The following is a 16,891-nucleotide window of genomic DNA, read 5'->3' as shown; positions in this document are numbered from 1 at the left end:
GGTTCATCCGGGGACACCCGAACTGAGCTGACAAACCAAACGAGGTGGACAATTATGGATGAAGTTGTGCAAACACTTCAAGACGTGGTGAAGCTCAACACCGTTAACGGCGCGGAAAAATTAGTCGCCGATTACTTAATCAAACTCTTCGAACAACACGGAATTTCCTGCAAACAACTAGCCTACCAACCTGACCGGGTCAGTCTGGTCGCCGAAATTGGGGACGGCAACGGGCCCGTGGTCGGGTTCGACGGTCACGAAGACGTGGTCGCCCTCGGTGACGCCAGCAAGTGGCACGTCGACGCCCTTTCCGGAGCCATCGATGACGACAACATGTACGGTCGGGGCACCTCCGACATGAAGTCCGGTTTACTTGCCGGCGCCTGGGCCATGATTCACCTCAAGGAAGCCGGCGTGCCACTTCACGGAACGTTCCGCTTCATGGCGACCGTGGGTGAGGAATACGGCCAATACGGCGCCCGCCAATTAGCCGACGCCGGCTACGCCCAGGACCTGAGTGCGCTCATCGTCGGGGAACCCAGTGGAGCCGACAAGCGCCTGTTGCAAAAGCCTGAACTCCAGCACATGCTAGCCATCGACGGAACGGCCGCTGACCGGCTCGCCGCGGCCAACCACACCCGCGAGCAACACTTCATCGAGCTGGCGCACAAGGGGTCCTTGACCTTCACCATTCATTCTAAAGGGGTCGCCGCCCACAGTTCGATGCCCGAAATTGGCCAAAACGCCATTGACGCGTTGATGACCTTCTACCAACGCGAAAAGGCCTACTTCGAGTCCATCAAATCCTACCAGAATCCCGTCCTGGGTCCCGTGACGCCCGTGGTGACCATGGTCAAGGGGGGCGAACAGGTCAACACGGTGCCGGCCAGCGCCGACCTGTCCGTGAAGATTCGGACCATCCCCGAACTCCCTAACGCTAAAATCACGGCGGCCATCAAGGCCATCATCGCCGATTTGAACGCCCAGGGAAGCAATCTATCTTTCGAAATGATCAGCGACTTCCAGCCCATGCACACCGCGGCCGACACGCCGTTGATCCAAGCCGCTAACGATATTGGTCAAGCCGTTTTGGAACAAGCCTTACCTCAAATCGGGGTACCCGGCGGAACCGACGCGTCGTCCTTCTTGGCGGCCAACCCCGACATCGACGTGGTGGTCTTCGGTCCCGGTAACATTACGGCCCATCAGGTCAACGAATACGTCGACCTCGAGATGTATCGGCGGTTCATTAAGATTTATGAACGCATGGTGACCCGGTTGTTATCCTAATTTTTATGTAGTTAAATCGTTATGCCCCATCACCATACGGGCTAACTAAGGACCTAGAAGTCATTTTCTAGGTCCTTTTTTGTGTTAACTCGGCGCATTAGTCAGCGACCAGGTGATCGTCCCCTGATAGTTTCCCGCTAAGGCGTCCCCGTCGACGTCCAGCAACACGCCATTGCGCGCGCCCCAGGAGTTGGCGACGTTGACCTGACCATCATCGATACTGTCGTCGGTGGTGTGGGTCATGATTTGCACGGACTGGTCGGTCAGTGGTTGGCGACCGTACCGGCCCACGTAGACCGGACCTCCCTGCAACGTGCGGCCCGTCTTTTCGTCGGTAAAGGCCGTACTCTGGGCACTTAACGCCCACCGTTGACCGGTCCCGCGCGTATCCTTAACGTCGAGGGCCCAGTCATCGTTGCGGGCCACCAATTGCGGGTTCCCCGTTAAAGTGCTGGTCACAAAACTACTGGTGGTGTCCACGTTGCTAAATTCCAACGTCCCGACCACGGTAATCAGGACGGTTTTGACTAACGACGTGTCCCCATGAGGCGTCGCGGCGGTCAACCGTAACCGGTTAGTCCCCATCTGGAGCTGGTCGGCTTTCAAATTCAATTGAAAGGTGCCGTCGCTAGCGACCGCCGTATCCGGCAGGTCCTTCCCGTTCAACGTGGCTTGGACGGCCACACTGGGTTTTACGGCCGCCGTGGTGGTCACCGTCACGTTCCCGGTGACGGTCCCGTCCTCCTTGGTATGCAGCGTGACGGGATTAGCCGAGGTCACGTTTAAGTCCAAGTCCACGCTCGGGTTGATGGCAAACGCCGGCATATCGGCGTTCGTCACCAGCGTGTTGGACGAAAAGGTGTTGGGCTGGGTCCGGTTGTACAGGGTCTCGTCTACCTTGTCCGCCGTCCCCCACAGCTTAACGGTCGCCGTGTCGTTATCCCGGTCCAGGGACTGATCGAGCGTCATCGCGAGTTTAGAATCCTGAATATCACTAAGCTTCAAGGATTGCGTTGGGCCCTTGGCGTAGTCGATTTCCGCCGCATCATAGGTGATTCCGCGGGGCAGATTCAAGCGACTGTTGATGTTCGACCAGGACTGCCGACCGCCGTTGTAGTGCAGCTGATAGTTCAATTCGACCTTGTCACCACTGACGATTTGGCTGTCCTTAGTCACCGGATGATTGTGGGTGAGGTCTTGGAGGCTGGCTTCCGCCGTCCCGTCGACCAGTCCCGGCGTATTATCCAGGATAATCAGGTTATTTTCGTAATCCTGGCCGGTGGTCCCGGTAAAGCCCCAGCGCGCGTGACCGGTGTGTGCCGGATCAATCTTGTTCAGGTCGATGGGCACCGTCTGACTGGTCCCGCTTTGGGCCACCCCGGTCTTAGCGTTACGGTCGTTAAAGGTATAGGTCATGGTCTTGGCCGTGGCATCCCACTTTAGCGTCATGTGGTGCCACTGCCCGTTCGACAGAAAGTTGGGTTGGTCGTTATCCGCGATGACCCCGTTGTGGTGCATGCTGTAATAGTAGTGGTCCTTCCCCAGTAACCCACCAGAAACCGTGCGTTTGTCGTAGGTGTCGCCGCTGCCCGGATAATTCGAGGCGATGTGGACCGCGGGTTCTCCCAGGTCGAAGGCGTTGGCGGTTCCCAGCGCACTCTTGCCGGACAGTCCGTTATAGTGGGTGTCAAATTCCAACGCCCAGCTGTTCTGAATCGCCGTTTTCGCAAACTCGCTGACGTAGGCCTGGTCCGGATTCGTATCGACGGCCCAGACTCCCAGCGTTTCCCCGATTGGGCGGTCCGTGTAGTCCGGCGTCGCGGCGAGGCCTCGTGGATCGTTTTGCATCACGAAGGCCATCCCGTCGCCGGCGTGGACGCCTTGGTTCCCGAAGTAAAACCAAAAACCAATGGTCTGGTTATGGGTCAAATCGATGGAATTTTCATCCGTCGACCACGCCGTTCCGAATTGGTAGGGGGCCGTATTGACCACGACGGCCTGCGTCCCCGGGGTATTCGCGTTGGTCGTGTCTTCAATTGCCGCATGACTCATCGGTGCCGTTCCCAACGCGATGATCGAATTGGTCTTGTTCAATGAAATCCCCTGTGGCGCCGTCGCTAAGGCCTGGTCAAAGTCACTATCGGCGTGGGCGCGCAGCCCACCGGTGAGGCCGACCGCCAGTACGGTCAGGCCAACGCATAGCCACCGTTTCAACATCTCCATTCCCCCTTATGCTCTGACGGAAACATCCCGTTGTGGGGCGGGATGTTTCCAAATTAATTTAGTCGTGGACATTGTAAAAGACTTACAATGTCGGATACTTCTATAGTAGCGAATCGCCAGCCCCAGCGGCCCAAAACGCAATTAAAGTTTTAATTTCGGGTCAATTGTGCGCAACTAGTCTTATTCCGGCGCATTGGTCAGGGTCCAGGTCAACTTGCCCTGGTAACGACCAGCCGCCGTGCCGGGTTGGGCGTGCAACAGGACTCCCGTTTTGGTCGACCAGTGGGCCACCACGTTGGTCTTGCCCGCGGCGCGGCCATCGTTGGTGGTATGGGTCATGATGGGCGTCGGGGTCGTGCCCAATGGCGTCATCGTCTGCCCGTTGACGAAGACCGGCGTACCGGCCATGGGACGGCCCGTGGCACTGTTCGTGAACCGACCGGCCTGGGCCAGCAGTGTCCAGCGACTCCCGGTTCCTCGAGTATCCTGGACTTCGATCTGCCAGCCGGCCTGCCGGGGAACCAACTCACTGGTCGTGGGTAACTTCGTGCGCTGGAACCCCGCCGTTGTCGATAACGCCGTAAACGTTAATTGTCCGGGCGTCACGTCAACGGTCGCGGTTGGCGACTGGGCCACTTGCCGGGTCCCTATCCGCGCGACCCACTTGACCCGGTTGGTCCCCGGCTGAAGGCGTACCGCGGCGATACCCGTGGTCAGTTGCCCGGTCGCCGTGACACGAACCGGTGCTAACCGGTGACCATCTACCACGGGGGTAACTCGTAACCCCGCCGGCAACCGGCTGGCCGTAGCGGTGACTTGCCCGCTCAACATGGCTCGCTGAAGTGGTGCGATTTTAATTGTCCGCGCCCCCTGTAAACGCACCGTCACCGGCGTTTGAGTTGCCCGGGACGTTGTGGTCTGGGTAGTGATCGCCTTAGTCGCCCGCGAGGTGACCTTACCGGGCGCGACCGTCCGTTGTGGCAATTGAGTCAAGACCACCAACGGGTCAGACGTCGCGCGCGGCCCCGTCGTCGCGGTAAAGCCCCAACGCGCGTAACCGGTATGGCTGGGATCGACCTGATTCAAGTCGACCGCCATGGTCCGCCGCTGGCCGGTTTGTGCGGCATTGGTCCGCGGATTGCGGTCGTTGACCGTCACCGTCATGGTGCGTGCCGCCGCGCGCCACCGCAACGTCACGTGGTGCCACTGCCCGTTAGCGAGGTCCGCCACCGGCAGTAAGCCTTGATGGACCAAGCTATAGGCGTATTGATTAGGCGTTAATAAGCCGCCCAGTGCACCGGACACCTTGTGGGATTGATACGTGGCCGCGGCCCCGGGGTACCCCGCCGCGACGTGCGGACTAGCTGCCCCCACGTCAAACGAATTGGCCTGTCCCGGTGCCTGGGCGTTAGTCTGCGCGTGATTACCAGCATCGAACGCCAACGCCCAACTATTTTGAATCGCCGTTTGACTCAGCGCCTTAGCCGAACTCTGGGTTGGCGTGGTGTCCACGCCCCAGACGCCCAACGTTTCGGCGATTGGCGTGGTAAACTTCGGCATCGCGTTCAGGAGTTGGGAATCGTTTTGCAAGACGAAAGCCATCCCTCCGTCCGCCGGTTGTCCTAAATCAAGCCAAGCGGAGACGGTCTGGTTACGGTTCAGGCGAAACGCGTGGTCGTTGGTGGACCACACGGCCCCAAATTGGTCCGCGCCTTGAGTCAACGTTACGACCTGCGAGTGTGCATGACTGGGGGCAATTTGCGCGCGGTTCAACGCCTGCGTCGACGGCGTTAAGGGCGGATTAGCCCCCGTTAACGTCACCCCCGTTGGTGCCGTAGCTAGTGCGCTATCATCACTGTCGGCGTGTGCAGTCACGCCACTAGTCAGACCTACGGCTATCAGGATTAAACCGACACTTAACCACCGTTTAAGCATATGACTGCCCCCCTATCACTCACGCGTCTTTGATTGACGCATGTCCTTATTTCTGTGCTAACTGTTGCTTGTTCTTGTGATTCTTGTAAATCAGATATCCGACCAGGGCCAGCAGCAACGCAATCACGACGGCTAACAAGATGTACAACCAGTAGTTCGGCTTAGGTTGCTTGGCCAAGTTCGCTAAGTGGTTCAATTGCTGCTGGGTGACCGTGAAGTTCTTGGTAAAGTGCCAAGTCCCCTTAGTCGCCTGTGCGCTTAAATGCAGCGTGTAGTTGCCGGGCTTCAACGTGGTCGTCCCCCACGGGATCCGGTAATTAAAGTTGCTGTTGGGCGCCATGCCCATGCCCTTCTTGGTCTGGTGGATCAAGACGGTCGTGGACCCTTGCTTGGTAATCGCCGCTTGGGTGTTCAGGCGTTCCATCACGGTTGGCCGACTGTTCTGCAGGTTGGCCATGACCATATTCTGCCGGTCGACCTGGCCGACCCCGACGTGATGCATCGCCATAACGGGACGAATCGCCTTTAGACTTTCGCGCATCTCAATACTGATGGCGTAGGCATAGAGGTTCTGTAAGGTAATCTTACCCTTGCCGTACTTCTTGCCGGGTTTCGTCTGGCTGACGTAGACCGCCCCCAAAACGGTGCCGGTAAAGGGATTGGCGGGCGCTTCATAGGTCAAGCCGACCCGTTCCGTACCGTTCGCTGGTAACGTGATTGTGCGTTGCGGCTCCTTGAAAATTTGTTTTAATTGCACCTTTAACGTCGGATCCGGCTTCACGTTATAGCGATCATAGTCGATGACCCCGTCCGGATTGGTGTAGGCCTGATTGATGCCTAGCGTCAGCTTCTGCGGCTGAGCCTGCAAGTTATGAAGAATCACAACTAATCGCTGTTGCTCACCCGGCTGAACCTTCAGATTAAAATACCCGGATGTTGAATTGACCTGTCCCCGGGGCCGCACCATCTGAACCGTATAACCGGCCCCAGCGACCGCCGGATTAACCTTGGCGGCGTGTGCAATTGGGACGCCCAGCAGACTACCCAAGAGTAAGCCGACTAAAATGAAAACCCATTTCAAAAGCTTTCTCATGTGACTGTCTTCCTCTCAATGATCCCATCACTGACGGACTCCCGAACAAAAAGCGTTGCCGGATTGCCCACCGGTTTATCGACGGTCGGTCCAGCGACCCCCGACAAACCGTGCCCATACCCTCAACGAGGGCTTCGTCACATCAGTTCATCATTAATGGGAATAATGATTTCTTGGTCCCAAAAGGCCGGTACCATGCGTCCATGGTACCGGCCTTTTGCATCGCCGGTTCATCTCATAACCTCGATGTCAGAACGCGATTTTATTGAACCGTGTCACCCAACGTCCAAGTCATCGTGGAAGTATAGCTGCCTGGTTCTTGCCCAGCTGGTACGTCGAGTGTGACGTCGCCAGGAACATAGGACGAATCCCAGACCCCTAAGCCTTCATTAGCCGCGGTCGACAGAACCAATTGGTCGGTCCCGTCACCCGACAGCTTGATGGCACTGGTAGTTGGTCCACTAGAAGGGTTGCCGGCGTTAGCTGCGGCAGCAGTTGGCGCGGACAGGTTCAAAACAGCACCGCCCAAGACGGCCCCATCACCAGCCGTAGCGGTTGTATCCGAATTCTTGAATTCGGTGTTGGCGACCTTAACGTTCCAGCCACTAGCCAAGCCAGGGTTAGAAACCTCGACTGGGTTATCAATCGTGCTAGGATTGTAACTCCCGTTGGTCTTGGTATCAGGAACCGTGGTTGCCGCGAAGGTAAAGTTTGGTGCTGAATCAAGATTCAAGGGTTCGTTAGTGGGGGTAAAGTCAGTGGCAGCATTCGTTGTGGCACTGGTGGTCCCGGCAGTTGCGGCAGAAGCAGGTACCGCAGCTCCTAAGCCTAACAGTAAAGCAGCGATGCCACTAAACAAAGAAACACGTAATGTGCGCTTCATAATCTCAACTCCTATATAAACTGTTGAAGTTCAGACCTCGTGATTTGCGCGTTTGAACGTAAATGCTTAATCTGTCGTAAAGTATTCCAAATCATAACTTAAAACTAACTTTTTCCAAAAGTTTCTTCTGAACCGGTGATTCACTTTAGATAGTAGTCGGCCCAACAAAAAAAGGCCAGCGATTAGCTGACCTTTCGTATCTAGGTGTTTAGTGATGGAAGTCGCTCACGGTTAACATCTGTAAATCGTTGAGCCACTGGTAAGTGTCGCTACGTTTTTCGGCGGTGTTTTGGAAGCCTAACGGGGTAAATAACGCCCCGACGGCCGCCCAATTAAGCTGGTCTTCATCTAACAGACTATGAACCAGCTGATCCTCCTGCGCAGGCGTAATGGGCGCGGCGGTCACGGTCAATAAATTGACCGCTAACTGATGCGCCAGTGCCCGATTAAAGGTTGCCGGCGTCATCAACGCCACGATTTGTCGCCGCGGCTCAATGGGGACTGCGGGACCTTCGCGGCGGATGAACCGTTGCCACGACCCGAACTGCCCGGCCAGGACTGCGTAGAACTGCCACGGGACTTGGTTACCTATGCGGGCCAGCGTGGCGGTGGTCAACTCACTGACCGACCACTGTAACTGGGTGGGACCGGCGGCCTGCGCGGTGGTCAGCCATTCGCTAAAGAACCGCTGGACGGTCGCGGCCACCGTGGCCGGTAACTTCCGGCCCTGGGTCAACTGGTAGCGACCCAATAGGAAATCGGTGACCCGGTCCCAGGCAATCACGTTGCCGGCCTGTTGTTGCTTACGACGTTTAAACTGCCGGAGTTGCTTGACCCGACTAGACTTCGCAAATTTTCCTGGACGACTCACGACTCAGTCCCCCTTATTTCTTGGCCGCTTCACGCGGTTGGTACTTCTTGAAGTAGATGATGGTCATCACGATCAAGAAGATGACCCCCACGATAATGGAGATCCGCGTTTCGGGGTTCATGAACATGAACAGTAAGGTGATCCCCAGAAACGCCAACGTAACGTAATTGGACCACGGCGATAATGGCATCTTGAACGGATGCTCCGCCATGTGCTGTTGATTTTGTTTGCGGAATTCGATTTCGCTGACCAGAATCACGACCCACGGGACCATCCCTGGCAAGACACTGGAACTGTAGACCATTACGAAGATCTGGCTGGCGTCCTTAAAGAACATCGGCAAGACCACGTTCAAGACGATCCCGATGGCGATCCCTAAGGAGATGGCCAGCACGGAGTAAAACGGCACCCCGTGACGGTTCAACAGGGTCATCTTCCGGGGCAACTGGTGGTTCTCGGCCAACGTGAAGGTCATCCGACTAGCACTGTAGATCCCGGAGTTCGACCCGGACAGCGCCGCGGTGATGACCACGAAGTTGATGATCGAAGCGGCGGCGGTAATCCCAATTTTAGCGAAGGTCTGCACGAATGGGGAACCAATCTGGTTCAATTGGTTCCACGGGTAGATGCTGACAATCACGAAGATGGCGCCGACGTAGAAGATCAAGATCCGGGCAACCGTGGATTGGATGGCGGCGACCAGCGTGTGTTGCGGGTTTTCCGCTTCACCGGCCGTGACCCCAATCAGTTCAATCCCTTGGTAGGACGCCAGCACGATGGCCAGCGCGTAGATGAACCCCTTGGCACCCCCGGTGAAGAACCCACCGTGACTCCAGAGGTTACTGATACCGACCGCGTGACCGCCGTTACCGAACCCGAAGAGGATGACGCCTAATCCGGCAATGATCATCAAGACGATGGTGACCACCTTGATCAGGGCGAACCAGAATTCGAGTTCCCCGAACATCTTCACGGAAATCAGGTTGGCGATACACAGGAAGGTGATCGCCACTAACCCGGGAATCCAGTCTGGCAGGTTGGGCCACCAGAACCGGAAATAACCGCCTAACGCGATCATTTCACTCATCCCAACCACGATAAACTGAAAGACGTTACTCCAAGCGGTCAGGTAACCGAAAACCGGGTGCATGTATTCGGAAGCGAAGGTGGCAAACGACCCGGTCGTGGGGTGCACGTAAAGCATTTCCCCCAAGGCCCGCATGATTAAGTACAGAAAGATACCAGAAATAATGTACGCGATGAGGACGGATGGCCCCGTCCACTTGATTGTGGAACCAGACCCCATAAATAATCCGACGCCGATGGTTCCGCCCAATGCAATCATCTGCATTTGGCGAGAGCTTAGTCTTCTCTGCAATCTAATTCCTTCTTTCTACTGACTGTGTCAGCTATTCAATTGTCAATGGGAGCGTGACGCACGTTCGTCAATTTAACAACCGACGCGACATGCCGCCAAGGATTCAGGCCCGTTACCCGCACCGCTCGGCGAGAGCAGGTCCCGTCCGCTGACCGAACCCGCACCACGCATACTATCTTTTCGTTCTACCCAACTGGCGGTTGGACCAATCTGCTGCCAGGCTAGCGCCGACTCTCGTTTAGTCGTCGTTGAAATCCGCCGCGCACCAATTATGATAAAACAATAAGATTATGTCATAGGTTACCCGGTTATGCGTCTAAACGCAAGGGTTAATCCTTCATGACACCGGTCACATTATCTCGCAAGTCCGCGTCCCGTTCAAACCAAAACCGTTAAAAAACGGGCCGTCCGCCGCGATTTCGCGGTGACGACCCGTGAGATTAAAAATTTTTTGATTAGGCCACGTGACTCCGATTAGCCATCGGCGCCATTGAGCCCGTTGTTAGCCGGCTTCTCGGTCCCGTCACCGCGCTAAATCGCGGCGGAAACGTCACATGAGAAAACTTTCATGGTTAGGCCACGTGCGGCGTGTGGGCCGTGTCGGTCCCCGCCTGGGTGTTTTGAATCAACTTTTCGTACACGTAGCATTCATCAGTTGGTTGGTAAACGCCGACAATGCGGCCGACCTTCTTGAAACCAAACTTTTCGATCAGATGTTGCATCTTGGTGTTGTCCCGGTGCGTATCGATCCGAATGCTTTCGGCTTCTGGGTGGTGTTCGGCAATGTACGTGAAGAGTTCTTGGAAGAGCTTAGACGCGTACCCCTTCCCCTGATGGTGCGAGAAGATGGCGACCCGGTGGACCGTCACGTACTTCTCGGTGTCCTTCAACCAGTTACCAATCAAGGTATCGTAAGAATCATCGGGCGCTTGGACCACCGCCGCGACACCCAACGTTTCGTGGTCGTCACTGTTAAAAATCGTGGCGCGACCTAAATCGATATCCGTTTGAATGGTGTCGCGGTTCGGGTAATTATCTTGCCATTGATCGATCCCGGCGTCGGCCAATTGTTGCTTGCCGTCCTCGATAATGTCACATACTAAGTCCAATTCGTCTGCTTTTGCTTTCCGTAAATACATGCTGACTTCACCTCATCTTTAATTTCCTGAGTCTAGAGTGGTTAAAACTTGCGCGGCGAGTGCGGCTAACCGTTGCCGGTCGGCGTCACTGGGGTCCCCGTCGATCTTTAAGACCGGGGCCACGGCCACGCCATGTTGGGCGGCCAAACGCTGGGCCAACCGGTCCGCGGCCCGCCCGTAATGAACGTGTTGCGTCGAACTCGAGCCGCAGACCGCAAAGTAAGTGCCCTGCAGGTCGACTGTCGCTAAATCCTCGTAAAAGTCCAATGCTTCGTCCGGTAACTCGCCGTCATGGTAGGTGTAACTGACCAAAATCACCGCATCTGCTTGGGGCACAGTAAAGGCGTCGGCTTGAGAAATCTCCGTCACCAGGGTCTGCGCGTGCGCCGCCAAGTGCGCTTGTAAATGCATGGCAATGGCTCGGTTGCGGCCAGAGAGACTGGCGAAGATAATCTGAATCGTAGGCGTCATAAAGTTCTGTTCTCCTCAATCTAATTGATGACCGCCACCAGACTTTAGGCGGGGTCACGTGGGTCGAATTCTGGGTCAGAAAAAAATACTTAGCTATCATACCTGAACTTAAATAATTTATCAATCTTATATTATCTAGCTTATCGATAAAAATCGCTTACATCGGGTTAACCCCGATTTAATGCGTTTTGTTCGGGCGTCCTGCTGCCAAAATCATGTCACCAAAACTTTCTTGCCAGTCTAATTTACCACTTTTAGCTGATTGGGTTGTTGATTTTGCTTGTTACAAAAAGAACACATTACCTTTTACAAAAACAGAAGATTGCTAAAACTCGGCCTTATCCTAAGCCGACAAGAAACGTCGACTAAGGATAATTTCGCTGGCTGAGCCCCTGCTCGCCTCCGGGCTATACATTGTCTTTTAAACGACAAATAGAGGGACTTCACGCATTTCTCGTGAGGTCCCTCTATTGAGATTCAACTTTCAGCAAGTATTTTATACAAAATCCTGCCGTAACTTATTTGGTTAAAGGCGAGTCCGCCAACAGTTGCCGCACTTCGTCGGTACTGTGGGTCTCCATCATGGCGTTCCGCAGTTCTGCGGCGTGCGGTTGGTTGCGCACGTAGATCTTGAAAAACCGCTTGAGCGAGGCGAACCGTTGGGTGTCGAACCGCTCGGCGAAGTCGTCGTAAAGGTCCAATTGATAGTTCAACAGACCCAGCAATTCCTTCACGCTGTGTTCCTGGGGCGTGTGCTCAAAGGCAAACGGGCTGGTGAAAATTCCGCGGCCAATCATGATGCCGTCGACGCCGGGATGAGCGGCCGCTAAGGCGCACCCATCCTGGTAGTTGTCGATGTCGCCGTTGAGTTGTAACAGCGTGTGCGGGGCCACTTCATCACGAAGCTTCACGATGTCGTCGATCAGTTCGTAATGGGCGCCGACCCGGCTCATTTCCTTCTTGGTCCGCAGGTGCACCGTTAACAACGGGATGTCCTGTTCCAACAAGAAGCGTAGCCAGTCCGGCCATTCGTCCAAGCGGCTGTAGCCCAGTCGCGTCTTGACGCTGACCGGCAACCCGGCCGTCTTGGCCGCCGCAATCACGGCCGCCGCGTCTTCGGGGTTGCGAATCAAGTCGCTACCCCCGTGGTTTTTGATGACCGTGGAATCCGGACACCCCATGTTCAGGTCGATGGCCTCATAGCCCCGGGTCTTTACGTCGGCCGCGGCTGCTTCGAAGGCTTCCGGCTGGTTGCCCCAGAGTTGGACCACCGGCATGTGGGCCTCTTCCGGCGCCACGTAAAGCCGGCCCTGGACCGTGAATTTGGCCTTGGGATGGGTCACGCTGATGGCGTTGGTAAATTCGGTAAAAAAGACATCGGGTGCGGCCGCCTTAGCGACGACCCGGCGAAAAATGGCGTTGGTAACGGCCTCCATGGGCGCCAACGAAAAGAACGGCCGGTTCTCCGCTTTGGCGTGTGCGGCAATGGTTTGCCAGTAGTTGGTTACATCAGACACGATAAAAATCTCCTTGTTCAATTATAAGATAGTCCGTGCCACGGTGCTGGCTACTGCGGCACAACTTCTTACCGCGTGCTGTTAGTTAAGCATAAACTGGTCGCCTTCCAGCGCTCATGGGCTGGAACGCCTGCGGGCACGATTTTGAACCTCGCAAAAATCGCGAGTTTCAAAACTCGACCTTATCCTAAGCCAGCAAAGAACGCTAGCTAAGGATAATTTCGCTGGCTGAGCCCATGCTCGCTTCCAGGCTGTAAACTGAGTCACCATGTTAATGTTGACGAAAATCATTCCATAATCTTCAGCATTCGCCTGTCATGTTTTACATGCGCAAGTACATCCCAACTAACACTACACAATAAGTCCCTTTATTCTACCATCACCGTCAAGTCCTTGCCGGCTTAACGCACGGTGATGTCGCCGTCGTCGGTGCTAAAGGCGTACTGGACCTTGGCGTTGGGGCGCAGGTGCGTGCCACTCTTGCGGCTTCTTCCCATTAACTGGATATCACCGTCGTTGGTCTGAACGGATACCCCCGCCGTATCGCTGACGATGCCGTACACGTCGCCGTCATCGGTGTGGGCCTTGACGCTGCGGGTCACCTGATTGTGGCCGATGTGCAGGTCCCCGTCATTACTGGCCACGTCCGCACCACCCAAATGCGTGTTCTTCACGCTGACGTCCCCATCGGCCGTATGCAAGACGTTACTGGTTTGCTTGAAGTGACTCTGTCTGATGACGATGTCGCCATCCCCGGTCTTGGCCGTGACCCGCGGCGTGGTCACGTTGGTCAAGAAGATATCGGCGTCCCCGCGACTCAAGTCTAACGGCTGACTAAACGTCACATTTTTAGCTTGGAAACTCCCACTATGGGACCCCGTGACCGTTTTAACCGTCAAATCCTCTAGCCGCACAATCCAGTTGCGTTGGAGCGTCACCGTCTTGACCGTCGTGGCTTTCGGTACCACAATGGTGATCTTGCCGCTGGTATCGTAAGCGTCGTCGGACCACCCCATGGAAAAGCCGTGAATCCGGAAAATGTTCTGGCGGTTGTCCCCGCCCGCCACGGTCAAGGTATGGTTAGCCACCTTGGCCGTCACTGGATGCTTTTTCTGATTGACACTGTGTTGTTGAATCGTGATTTGGTTCACGTTCCCCGGCTTGATGGTGACCGGTAACTTGGTATTGACTACGACCTTGTCGAAGGCCCCCGGATGCACCACGGTCTGCCGGCGTTCGTCGACCTGAAAGCCCCCGTTGTTCCAAGTCAGGGCCTTGACGCCGTGATGGCCGACGCCCAAGATCACCAAAATCAACCCGACCACAATGGCCACTAAACTGATCATATTCCAGCGTTTCATGCTTGATCCCCCCGTTTATCTTTGCGGTCCGTAACCCAGCGACGATAAGCCCACTTGGCGACTTCCGCGATCACCTGAATCAGCCACTGGACGAGCCGGACCACCACGACCGTGACCAGCCAACTGACCCCTAAGGCAATCAGCCCGAGACCCAGGTAAAATAGCCCGGTCCACGGCGCCGTTAACAGCGTCATCAACCCGACGATAACACCCACGATGCCGCCCGCAAACCCGGCGACCAGCAGGGCCAACACGGTCACGACCCCGGCAAACACCACGCTACCGGCGGCCACGACTAATGCGCCCACCACCAGAATCAATGGAATGGTCACGGGCGTAGACAATAGCGCTAAAATGACCAACCAGATCATTTTGACGTTAGCCTTGGTTCCCGCCGGCGTCGATTGCCGGCCAGCGGGTTGTTCCGTCATTTTAATCGAGTAGTCGGCTAAGACCTTGCGGGCCACCGTTTGCGGCGTGCCCAGTTCGGCCACGGCCGCCTCGTAGGTGGTAATGTCCGCTTCCTGTAAGTATTCGCGGTAGTACTCCACCACGTCCTGTTGTTCGGCGGCCGTCAGCTGCAAGAGCAGCTTTTGGAGCGCCTGAATGTATTCAGTCATCTTGTTAATCCCCCTCTAACAAAGTCGTGACGGCCTGACTAAAGTCGCCCCACTCCGCGCGAATCACGGTCAGTTGCGCCTGACCCGTGCGCGTTAAGCGGTAATACCGGCGGTTCCGGCCCTGAAAGGGTTCGTCGTAGGTCGTTAACCAGCCGTTCTTTTTCAACCGGCGTAAGACCGGATATAAAGTTGATTCCGAAATCGGTAACCGTTGGCGGACCTCCTGGGTCAGCGCGTAACCGTAGAAATCTTGTCGCGTCAATACGCCCAACACGCAACCATCTAAGAGCTCCGTGGGTACTTGTATCGCCATAATCCCGTTGCCCCCTATGCTATATGACGTATAATATCAATTCATCCATAGTATAGCGTGTCAAATAGGTCCTTGTCAAACCCTAATTATAAATAAATTGATGGGCCGAACCGTTGACAGACGCGGCCCCCGCCCCGCATACTAAACCCAATTGAGAAGGAGGTTTTTGCCAATGGCAACTGATCAAGCCTTACTGATTATCGATTACACCAACGATTTTGTGGCGGATAAGGGCGCCCTCACCTGTGGCCAACCGGGGCAAGTTCTGGCGCCAACCATCGTCCAATTAGCCGATACCATGGCGGCGCGCGGGGATTGGGTCTTACTGCCGACCGACGTGCACACGCCCCACGACCCCTACCACCCCGAAAGTAAGCTTTTCCCGCCGCATAACGTGCGCGGGACCTGGGGCCGGGAGTTGTACGGTCCCTTAAAGGACTGGTTCGACCAGCACCAAGCGGCGACCAACGTGTGGCAGTTCGACAAGACCCGCTACAGTAGTTTTGCCGGTACCGACCTCGACTTACGGTTGCGCGAACGCCACGTCACCACGCTGCACCTGGTCGGCGTTTGCACCGACATCTGTGTGCTGCACACCGCCGTGGACGCGTATAACCTGGGTTATCACTTGGTGATCCACCGCGCCGGTGTAGCCAGTTTTGACCAGGCCGGCCACGACTGGGCGCTTCGGCATTTTAAGAACGCACTGGGTGCAAAAATCGTTTAACCCCACCTGCGAAAAACGTCTCGGACAGAACCTTCATCGTTCTGGCGAGGCGTTTTTTTAGCGCCAACTACCGGCTATCCCGTCTTCAGCCGTATTGTTGTTCGAATCGTTTAGTCCTATAATAGTGGGGTTAATTGAATAGTTTAGCAATCAAAGGAGGATTGCCATGTTGCATCACCGGTTCTACCGCTACCTATTAAGTGGCCTACTGGCGTTAGGCGGCAGTCTCGCACTGGCTACCAGCGCCCAGGCCGCGACGACTACCTATCAGCCTATCCTGGCCAAGACCACGGTCAACTACTACACCCAGATTGGGTCGAACCTAAAGCACAACTACCAGGTCTACGCCACGGGTGGGGCGAAGACCAGTGCGAAGAACCTGACCCCCATCGCCACGGGCCGGCAATACGCCCGCAAGATGGTCCACATTACCCGGGAGGAACGGCTCAACGACGGGCTTTGGCTCAAATTCACATACAATCACACCCAGACCGGCTGGATTCACCGCAACGGCACGGTCAAAAGTCGCCGCCAATTAAAGGTGCCCCTGATCGCCCAACGGCCACAACTACCGACCGGCTGTGAAATCACCGCCACCACCATGATGTTGAAATACGCTGGCGCCAAGGTCACCAAGATGAGTCTGGCCAAGGAAATGCCCAAGACCAAGACCCATAACGGAAACAAGGGGTTCGTCGGTAGCCCCTATTCGAAATCCGGCTGGTGGATCTACCCGCCGGCCCTGTTGAAACTTGTGCGGCACCACGTGGGCAGCGCCCAAGATCTGACCGGAGCGTCGTTTAAACAGCTCAAGGCCAAGATTGATCAGGGACATCCCGTGGTCGTCTGGGTCGCCGGGGTGGACGGCTTCGTCAATCATGCCATCACCCTGTCCGGGTACAGCGCCACGCGGGCCTACTACAACGACCCCTGGACCCACAAGAAGACCAGCATGACTCAGGTTGGTCTGGCTAACCATCGGCAACACGATGCCTACCGGGCATTAAGTTATTAACTGAAACTTGAAAGCTAATAATCACGCCAAAGGCGTGTGGTTATTGGCTTTTTTG

General features: G+C 55.8%; 15 protein-coding genes. 3 read left to right on the top strand and 12 right to left on the bottom strand.

Going from position 1 to position 16,891, the window contains the following annotated elements; all coding sequences use genetic code 11:
• Positions 1 to 54: 54 nt before the first annotated feature.
• Positions 55 to 1,290 carry an ArgE/DapE family deacylase gene (locus tag FD38_RS05845; RefSeq protein WP_057732236.1) on the top strand — a complete coding sequence of 412 codons (1,236 nt, stop codon included), beginning with the start codon at positions 55 to 57 and terminating at the stop codon, positions 1,288 to 1,290.
• 84 nt (positions 1,291 to 1,374) lie between these two features.
• Here FD38_RS05845 and FD38_RS05840 read toward each other — a convergent pair whose 3' ends face one another.
• The 12 genes from FD38_RS05840 to FD38_RS05785 form a co-directional block, all read right to left on the bottom strand.
• The gene (locus FD38_RS05840) at positions 1,375 to 3,507 is read right to left on the bottom strand and encodes a WxL domain-containing protein (RefSeq protein WP_057732234.1); all 2,133 of its coding nucleotides are present in this window, start codon (positions 3,505 to 3,507) and stop codon (positions 1,375 to 1,377) included.
• Between the two features lie 186 nt (positions 3,508 to 3,693).
• Positions 3,694 to 5,448, bottom strand: coding sequence for a WxL domain-containing protein (locus FD38_RS05835; protein ID WP_057732232.1), 1,755 nt, complete (start codon positions 5,446 to 5,448; stop codon positions 3,694 to 3,696).
• A 46-nt stretch (positions 5,449 to 5,494) separates the two neighbouring features.
• Positions 5,495 to 6,541 carry a WxLIP family cell surface protein gene (locus FD38_RS05830; protein WP_057732230.1) on the bottom strand — a complete coding sequence of 349 codons (1,047 nt, stop codon included), beginning with the start codon at positions 6,539 to 6,541 and terminating at the stop codon, positions 5,495 to 5,497.
• A gap of 262 nt (positions 6,542 to 6,803) precedes the next feature.
• Positions 6,804 to 7,424, bottom strand: a complete 621-nt coding sequence (locus tag FD38_RS05825; RefSeq protein ID WP_057732229.1) for a WxL domain-containing protein — start codon at positions 7,422 to 7,424, stop codon at positions 6,804 to 6,806.
• 208 nt (positions 7,425 to 7,632) lie between these two features.
• Entirely contained in the window at positions 7,633 to 8,295 is a 663-nt protein-coding gene (locus tag FD38_RS05820; protein ID WP_057732226.1) for a hypothetical protein, read from the bottom strand.
• Between the two features lie 13 nt (positions 8,296 to 8,308).
• Positions 8,309 to 9,673 (bottom strand): amino acid permease, encoded by a 1,365-nt coding sequence (locus FD38_RS05815; RefSeq protein ID WP_057732224.1) that lies wholly within the window; start codon positions 9,671 to 9,673, stop codon positions 8,309 to 8,311.
• Positions 9,674 to 10,245: 572 nt separating this feature from the next.
• Positions 10,246 to 10,812 carry a GNAT family N-acetyltransferase gene (locus FD38_RS05810; protein ID WP_057732222.1) on the bottom strand — a complete coding sequence of 189 codons (567 nt, stop codon included), beginning with the start codon at positions 10,810 to 10,812 and terminating at the stop codon, positions 10,246 to 10,248.
• Positions 10,813 to 10,830: 18 nt separating this feature from the next.
• Complete coding sequence (locus tag FD38_RS05805; RefSeq protein WP_057732219.1) at positions 10,831 to 11,283, bottom strand: flavodoxin domain-containing protein; 453 nt, start codon at positions 11,281 to 11,283, stop codon at positions 10,831 to 10,833.
• A gap of 518 nt (positions 11,284 to 11,801) precedes the next feature.
• Positions 11,802 to 12,800 (bottom strand): tRNA dihydrouridine synthase, encoded by a 999-nt coding sequence (locus tag FD38_RS05800; protein ID WP_057732217.1) that lies wholly within the window; start codon positions 12,798 to 12,800, stop codon positions 11,802 to 11,804.
• Between the two features lie 401 nt (positions 12,801 to 13,201).
• Positions 13,202 to 14,161, bottom strand: a complete 960-nt coding sequence (locus tag FD38_RS05795) for a DUF4097 family beta strand repeat-containing protein (RefSeq protein ID WP_057732215.1) — start codon at positions 14,159 to 14,161, stop codon at positions 13,202 to 13,204.
• Complete coding sequence (locus FD38_RS05790; protein WP_057732213.1) at positions 14,158 to 14,781, bottom strand: DUF1700 domain-containing protein; 624 nt, start codon at positions 14,779 to 14,781, stop codon at positions 14,158 to 14,160. The genes FD38_RS05795 and FD38_RS05790 overlap by 4 nt, the downstream gene beginning before the upstream one ends.
• Before the next feature lie 4 nt (positions 14,782 to 14,785).
• On the bottom strand, positions 14,786 to 15,094 hold the full coding sequence (locus tag FD38_RS05785; protein ID WP_057732211.1) for a PadR family transcriptional regulator: 309 nt from the start codon (positions 15,092 to 15,094) through the stop codon (positions 14,786 to 14,788).
• A gap of 172 nt (positions 15,095 to 15,266) precedes the next feature.
• On the opposite strand from FD38_RS05785, the gene FD38_RS05780 reads away from it, so the two are divergent.
• Both FD38_RS05780 and FD38_RS05775 read left to right on the top strand, forming a co-directional pair.
• Entirely contained in the window at positions 15,267 to 15,821 is a 555-nt protein-coding gene (locus FD38_RS05780; protein ID WP_057732209.1) for a cysteine hydrolase family protein, read from the top strand.
• Between the two features lie 166 nt (positions 15,822 to 15,987).
• Positions 15,988 to 16,836, top strand: a complete 849-nt coding sequence (locus FD38_RS05775; protein WP_057732207.1) for a C39 family peptidase — start codon at positions 15,988 to 15,990, stop codon at positions 16,834 to 16,836.
• Positions 16,837 to 16,891 lie beyond the last annotated feature (55 nt).

This window comes from Levilactobacillus zymae DSM 19395 (genome assembly GCF_001434115.1).
Lineage (GTDB): Bacteria > Bacillota > Bacilli > Lactobacillales > Lactobacillaceae > Levilactobacillus > Levilactobacillus zymae.
The sequence above is the reverse complement of the archived record's forward strand: the minus strand, read 5'-3'. Positions and strand labels throughout refer to the sequence as shown.

Bases quoted from the DNA above. Each gene is read 5' to 3' on its own strand.
- FD38_RS05830 (WP_057732230.1), bottom strand. From the start codon at position 6,541: ATGAGAAAGCTTTTGAAATGGGTTTTCATTTTAGTCGGCTTACTCTTG.
- FD38_RS05835 (WP_057732232.1), bottom strand. From the start codon at position 5,448: ATGCTTAAACGGTGGTTAAGTGTCGGTTTAATCCTGATAGCCGTAGGT.
- FD38_RS05845 (WP_057732236.1), top strand. From the start codon at position 55: ATGGATGAAGTTGTGCAAACACTTCAAGACGTGGTGAAGCTCAACACC.
- FD38_RS05780 (WP_057732209.1), top strand. From the start codon at position 15,267: ATGGCAACTGATCAAGCCTTACTGATTATCGATTACACCAACGATTTT.
- FD38_RS05810 (WP_057732222.1), bottom strand. From the start codon at position 10,812: ATGTATTTACGGAAAGCAAAAGCAGACGAATTGGACTTAGTATGTGAC.
- FD38_RS05785 (WP_057732211.1), bottom strand. From the start codon at position 15,094: ATGGCGATACAAGTACCCACGGAGCTCTTAGATGGTTGCGTGTTGGGC.
- FD38_RS05840 (WP_057732234.1), bottom strand. From the start codon at position 3,507: ATGTTGAAACGGTGGCTATGCGTTGGCCTGACCGTACTGGCGGTCGGC.
- FD38_RS05790 (WP_057732213.1), bottom strand. From the start codon at position 14,781: ATGACTGAATACATTCAGGCGCTCCAAAAGCTGCTCTTGCAGCTGACG.
- FD38_RS05795 (WP_057732215.1), bottom strand. From the start codon at position 14,161: ATGAAACGCTGGAATATGATCAGTTTAGTGGCCATTGTGGTCGGGTTG.
- FD38_RS05775 (WP_057732207.1), top strand. From the start codon at position 15,988: ATGTTGCATCACCGGTTCTACCGCTACCTATTAAGTGGCCTACTGGCG.
- FD38_RS05805 (WP_057732219.1), bottom strand. From the start codon at position 11,283: ATGACGCCTACGATTCAGATTATCTTCGCCAGTCTCTCTGGCCGCAAC.
- FD38_RS05825 (WP_057732229.1), bottom strand. From the start codon at position 7,424: ATGAAGCGCACATTACGTGTTTCTTTGTTTAGTGGCATCGCTGCTTTA.